General features: G+C 54.5%; 7 protein-coding genes and 1 pseudogene. 4 read left to right on the top strand and 4 right to left on the bottom strand.

The genetic code is table 11. The features are described 5' to 3' along the window. From K5905_RS26500 to K5905_RS26490, 3 genes and pseudogenes are all read right to left on the bottom strand, one after another. Nucleotides 1-118, bottom strand: a pseudogene (locus K5905_RS26500) (ribulose-phosphate 3-epimerase); the annotation flags it as partial. A 122-nt stretch (nt 119-240) separates the two neighbouring features. Further along, nucleotides 241-1,011, bottom strand: a complete 771-nt coding sequence (locus K5905_RS26495) for a DUF2259 domain-containing protein (RefSeq protein ID WP_297589828.1) — start codon at nt 1,009-1,011, stop codon at nt 241-243. A 57-nt stretch (nt 1,012-1,068) separates the two neighbouring features. Continuing rightward, entirely contained in the window at nt 1,069-2,043 is a 975-nt protein-coding gene (locus tag K5905_RS26490; protein WP_297589827.1) for a sodium:proton symporter, read from the bottom strand. A 108-nt stretch (nt 2,044-2,151) separates the two neighbouring features. Here K5905_RS26490 and K5905_RS26485 point away from each other — a divergent pair, with 108 nt between their 5' ends. From K5905_RS26485 to K5905_RS26470, 4 genes are all read left to right on the top strand, one after another. Beyond that, the gene (locus tag K5905_RS26485; protein WP_297589825.1) at nt 2,152-3,420 is read left to right on the top strand and encodes an FAD-binding oxidoreductase; all 1,269 of its coding nucleotides are present in this window, start codon (nt 2,152-2,154) and stop codon (nt 3,418-3,420) included. Between the two features lie 241 nt (nt 3,421-3,661). After that, nucleotides 3,662-3,967, top strand: a complete 306-nt coding sequence (locus K5905_RS26480) for a PepSY domain-containing protein (RefSeq protein WP_297589822.1) — start codon at nt 3,662-3,664, stop codon at nt 3,965-3,967. A 285-nt stretch (nt 3,968-4,252) separates the two neighbouring features. After that, nucleotides 4,253-4,702: a LuxR family transcriptional regulator gene (locus K5905_RS26475; RefSeq protein ID WP_297589820.1), complete on the top strand. Its 450-nt coding sequence runs from the start codon at nt 4,253-4,255 to the stop codon at nt 4,700-4,702. A 148-nt stretch (nt 4,703-4,850) separates the two neighbouring features. Continuing rightward, nucleotides 4,851-5,126, top strand: a complete 276-nt coding sequence (locus K5905_RS26470) for a PepSY domain-containing protein (protein ID WP_297589817.1) — start codon at nt 4,851-4,853, stop codon at nt 5,124-5,126. 99 nt (nt 5,127-5,225) lie between these two features. On the opposite strand, the gene K5905_RS26465 is transcribed toward K5905_RS26470, so the two are convergent. Beyond that, nucleotides 5,226-5,533: Lrp/AsnC family transcriptional regulator (locus K5905_RS26465; protein WP_297589814.1), on the bottom strand; the 308-nt coding region annotated here is incomplete at its 5' end.

Genomic DNA, 5,533 nt, shown 5'->3' with positions numbered 1-5,533 from the left:
CCATGACGTCCAGATGGATCCAGTCGGCACCGGCCTTCACCACATCGCGGACCTCCTGGCCGAGTTTGGAAAAGTCAGAGGCGAGGATGGAAGGAGCGATTATGATGTCGCGCGGCATGTCTGTCTCCCGGACTGGTCAATGCGAACCGAGCTCGATCCGCTTAGCCTAGATGCTGCCGCGCTAACACTTCTGAACTTTGAGGGCAAGATGCAGGCATGCCTCTCAATCGGTTTAGAGGGTCAAAGTCGTCCCGTTATCGCCAGATATCTGCGGTCCGATCCCTCGAAACCAAAGCTTTCCATCTGGACCAGGATGGCAAACACGGGCGGTGCTTGTTCCGGGAAATGGGTGACGATGCGCTCGATACGGTAGGCATGCGGGCAAATGCGGCTGTCGGGTACCGACTTGTCCTCGTGGAGAGTCCGGGCGATCCCCTGATATTTCATGGTCAGCCGGAAGCCCTTGGTCTCAGTTCCGTAATTGGCGCATTCGCTGGAAGACATCGGATATTCATCCAGTGTCAACTCAAGGGGCTTGTCTTCGAATGGATAGGTGTTGGTTGGCGCGACGATCATCTTGTGGGGATCGGAAGTGAGTTCCGTGCGCGGATTGAACCCGACCGTCTTTCCCTTGCCTGCTATCTTCCTGCTCTGCAGGAGAGGTTGCGCGGTCGCTCTGTTCTTGGCGCGGGTTTCACTCAAGAAGGTGTCTCCGTCATAGACGTCCCTGTCGTTGATGTCGTCGCGACGGCGGAATGGCGAGGGTTTCACCCAACTGTCGCCAATCACGTCGAGAACGAAAATTTCAGAGTATGGAAATCCGGAGCCGTCCTGGATGCCATATTGCTCAAAGGCGAAATAATCACCGGCCTTGGAAAAGCCGAGTATTTGAACGTCCGCATCGTCAGCGGCATGGGCGACGGAAACCAGGAGCGGAACACATAGGAGAGCGGCTATGTTTCGGACCGCCGGAAATAGACAGGCTTTCAGATATGGGGATAAGACAGGCACCTTGTACTCCTTCGACTTCCAATTGTCGCGAGGACCTAAGCACAAATCGTATCGCTGTCAGGTCTGCTGCGTCACAGTTTTTGCGTTTAGACGGCAGAATACGCGGACAAAGGGTTTCAGCACCAAAGGCAGAGTGTAGATCGGGAATTGTCCGACGGCGAACCACAGCCATGTGAATTCCGGCAAAGTGCCTCCAAGAGCGGCGACCATCAGCCCCATATTACGGGTGCCGCAGGTATGGGCTATGGCATAGGCATCTTCCCGGGAAGCCGGCGCAAACAGGATGAGACATAGCGCGATCTGGATGAAGGCAAGGAGAAAGGTGAGGGAGGTCAAACCAAGCGTGAAGAGTGGTTTGTTTGCGAAACTTGCCGCAACACCGTCCATCGCGGCAATAGCAAAGAACAGAAGCAGGAGTACGTTCAATCCGCTGATGTGAAGTAAGCTGCGTGACAGGCGTTCTTGCCCGGCAAGTTTTCGAATGGCCAAAGAGATGAGGAAAGCTCCGGCCAGAAGCATGGAGAGTTGGGTGGCCAAACCGCCAACGCTCAGCGGCAATGCGGCGCCGAGCATCAATTCGCCGATAACGGGGGCAGTCAGGGGGGTCAAAATCATTGCCGCGACACAGAGCGCAAGGCTGAGGGTGCCGTCGAGACCAAGCAGGTAGATGAATGCGGGCGCTGCCATGACCGGAGGAGCGGCTGTAGAAATGTAGAGCGCGAGGACGAGATCAGATCCATAGTCGGAAAGGCCTGCAAACTCGATCACAAGATAGGTCAGAAACGGAGCTCCCAGCATCATCCAGACAAGGGCTGCTATGAGGAGCGTCGGCCGCCGCAGCCGCATCTTGATTGCGTGCTGGTCAACCCGAAGAAAGGCAAGCGTCAAAAGACTGAATACCGCGACGGTCAGATAGGGACGCAGGTAGGCGGAGAGCGCCGGAACAGCCATGCCGATGAAAATGCTGACGGCAAGAGCTGCCGTACCGTGACGGCCCGTCCAAGCTAAACCTGCCGCGATCATTCGAATCATCTAAACTTGTCTCCAGAACACGGGCAAATGGCAGGTGCCTAGCGCCTCTTAAAGGATCCGGGACCCGGACGCCAGATCAAACGGCATCACGTTTCAGCCGGAACAAATATGACAAAGCAGCCAATGCAATACCAAAAATTCGATGTCATGGTACTTGGTGCGGGTATTGTCGGGGTATCGACGGCCTTGCATCTGCATCGGCTGGGACTTGACGTTGCCCTGGTCGACAGGAGCCAGGCCGGTGGAGAAGCCTCGTTCGGGAATGCCGGGATCATTCAATGTGACGGTTTTGCTCCTTATGGAATACCGACAGAACCGAAACAGTTGCTCAGCATCCTTCTCAAGCAATCCAGTGTTGCTTCCTATGATCTAGGCACGGTGATACGCCTGTTGCCCTGGTTGCGTCGCTATCACCTTGCGAGCAGCGGCAACAGCGTCGAACACTATGCCAAAACGATTGCACCGCTCCGGGCTCTGGCGCTGAAGGATCATCTCGATCTTGCCCGCTCGACGATCGCCGACAGATTCTACAGGAAAGGTGGATGGCTGCACGTTTATCGCAGTGATGTCTCATTCAGGAAAAGTGAGGTCGAGCGCTACTACGCGCGGGTTTTTGGCGTCGACTATAAAGAAATGGCGTCGTCGGCAATTGCCAAGCTTGAACCAGGGCTCAAGCTACCGGATCTCAAGGCAATCCATTGGATGGAGAGCGGTTCGGTTTCAAATCCCGGTGCCGTTGTCGACGCATTCTGGCGAGGATTTGTCCAGGAAGGTGGGACATATCTGCGGGGGGATGCAAGAAAACTGGAGCAGCAGAGAGGTGGCTGGGTACTTGAGTGTGAGCGCAGCTCTATCTATGCACCCCATGTTGTGATTGCCCTCGGGGCCTGGTCGATGGATGTACTCAAACGGATGGGTGAAAGCTATCCACTTGCGGTGAAACGCGGATATCACATGCATTTTCAGCCTCAGGCCGGAGCTTCTTTGTCTCGCCCGGTCGTTGACGTTGACAATGGATTTGCGTTGACACCGACTGACAAGGGCATCCGTTTGACTACAGGGGTCGAACTGGCGGATCGCGACGCACCGCCAAACCTCAATGTCATCAGGCTCACGAAAAGGCGGGCGGAAGAGTTGTTCCCGTTAGGGGAGGCACTTCAGGACGAACCCTGGCTGGGATCCCGCCCATGCCTGCCCGACTCGCTTCCGGTTATTGGTGCATCACCGAAGAACCGGGGCATCTGGCTCAATTTCGGCCACGCTCATGACGGGTTTACTCTGGGCCCTGTGACAGGACGACTTCTTGCGGAAAAGATTGCCGGAAAGACGTCCGAAGTGGATTTGACGGGTTTTTCGCCTGAACGGTTCAGGTCCTAGGGTAGTGAGCCTGAATTCGGTTCCAAGCTGTTGCAAGAGCGAAATTCAGACACAGGTGACCAGACGGTCTTTTCATAAACAGGCCCTAAACCTGCGAAAGATACTCGTAAACCTTGGTTTATGGCCGGGTTTATAAGCTTTTCGGTTATGGCATCGAGGACATTCCTGACCACAAATGAGGGCAAGCCAGCGAGTGGTTCGTTGGTGATCTGACCTCCAAACAGTCAAAGGAATGCCCCACATGAAAACCCCGTTCAAATCTTCCGCAGTTACCCTTCTTTCCGCAACCGGCATTGTCGCCAGCACCATGGCGGCTCTGGCTGCCGTATCCGTGGGCGACCAGCTCGGTACAACGGAAGAAGACATTCGCACTGCGTTGACCAGTCAGGGTTACACGGTCGAAGAATTTGAGACAGAGGACGGCAAGCTTGAAGCCGAAGTCTCAAAGGATGGCCAGGAGTTGGAAGTTGTTGTCGATGCCAAATCCGGTCTGGTTCTTGAATTGGAGCTGGAAAACGAAGATGACGGCGACAAAGACGACGACTAACATCTGACTGAGCCACCCCGGCCGCACCCACCCAGGATTGCCCCTCCTGGCGGTCGGGGCCCTTCGACAAGAGAATACAATCTTGCACTGCTGCTTCGCGTTTGGTCTCAGATCGGTTGAAAGGTACCACCTTGAAACTAGACCGGCCTACCGAAACATCTAAGTGCTTCCCGAGAGCTTTTAGGAACGAATATGTCTCCCTTCGACCGTTGGAAAACCGCCTGGCCCTGGCTTCTTATCGGACTGCAATCGGCTTGTGTGCTTTTTCTTGTTTCGGAGGAGGCAATGGATCTTATCTTGGGAGAAACGCAGACGACGCTGATTGGCGCGGACGTTCTGGAGAACCTCGTCATCATAGTTCTCGTTGTAAGTCTGATCGGCTCCGCGTTGGAAGTACGCAGGGTCATGACGCGCCAAAAACGACTGGAGCAACAGGTCAAGGTGGCCTCGGGCGCGTTTGCAAATCTGCTGGAAGAGCACTTTGAAAGCTGGCGTTTGACCCCGTCGGAAGGAGACGTTGCCCTGCTGGCGTTGAAAGGGTTTTCGATTGCCGAGATGGCCTCCGTTCGAAAAACGGCGGAAGGAACCGTCAAAGCCCAGTGCAACGCCATTTACAGAAAGGCGGGTGTCTCCGGGCGCACCCAATTGCTGTCCCTGTTTATCGATGAACTGCTTTATGGCGCTCTTGATGAACAAAAGGAAAAAGCCGTGCCGGTCGCAGAAACGCAATCGTGAGAAGGTCAACATGCGCCTCGGCGCCAATCCAGGGACATACGTTTTTGAGTACGATACCCTGTCCAAATTGTAATTTGTAAATCAATCCGGCAGACCCATTTCGTTTCTCAAGTTTGGCAGAAGGGCCGAGCAATCCAGGAGAAACAAAATGATCTCATCCAGCCAGCTGACCAAGGCAGGCATACTCGCCTCAACCGTGTTTCTTTGTTTCAACGCAAACGCGTTTGCGGAAATCCGGGCCGGAGACAGGATTGGACTGTCTGTCTCGGATATTGCCAAGAGCCTGGAAAACAACGGCTACGTGATCCGTGAGATCGAAGTCAAGACGGATCGCATCGAAGCCGAAGTGACGCTTGAGGGCGATAAACTTGAGATTAAGATCGATCCCCAGACCGGGCTCGTGACCCGGGTTGAAGACGATTGATCCTGACTATCGGGAAAACCAACTCAGGGCGAAACCACGGACATGGCCGTGGTCCGCGGTCCGATTTATAGGTGTGCGGGATTGTGCGGAGACCAAAATTCAGTTTTCGCGCAGAGGCAAGGCAACCGTGTCCTTGACGGTATTGACGACAATGCGCGACTGCACGTCTGAAACAAGCGTATTGTCCAGAAGCTTCAAACGAAGAAAATTGTCGTAGGTTTTGATATCATCGGTGACGACCTTGATCAGGTAGTCCACTGCACCGGTGATGCGTTCGCATGTGACCACCTCCGGCCAGTGATGCACAAGCTTGTCAAACGTCTCCATATTTTCCCTGCTGGGAACGGCGAGTTTGACGAAGGAATAGGCAACAAAACCTAGACCGACTGATTCCCGGTCGATAATGG

The sequence above is a fragment of the Roseibium sp. genome (genome assembly GCF_025698965.1).
Lineage (GTDB): Bacteria > Pseudomonadota > Alphaproteobacteria > Rhizobiales > Stappiaceae > Roseibium.
Note: the sequence above shows the minus strand (reverse complement) of the source record. Positions and strands in the feature narration are given on the sequence as shown.

Excerpts from the sequence above, each read along its gene's own strand:
- K5905_RS26470 (WP_297589817.1), top strand. The coding sequence starts at position 4,851 with ATGATCTCATCCAGCCAGCTGACCAAGGCAGGCATACTCGCCTCAACC.
- K5905_RS26490 (WP_297589827.1), bottom strand. The coding sequence starts at position 2,043 with ATGATTCGAATGATCGCGGCAGGTTTAGCTTGGACGGGCCGTCACGGT.
- K5905_RS26475 (WP_297589820.1), top strand. The coding sequence starts at position 4,253 with ATGGATCTTATCTTGGGAGAAACGCAGACGACGCTGATTGGCGCGGAC.
- K5905_RS26485 (WP_297589825.1), top strand. The coding sequence starts at position 2,152 with ATGACAAAGCAGCCAATGCAATACCAAAAATTCGATGTCATGGTACTT.
- K5905_RS26480 (WP_297589822.1), top strand. The coding sequence starts at position 3,662 with ATGAAAACCCCGTTCAAATCTTCCGCAGTTACCCTTCTTTCCGCAACC.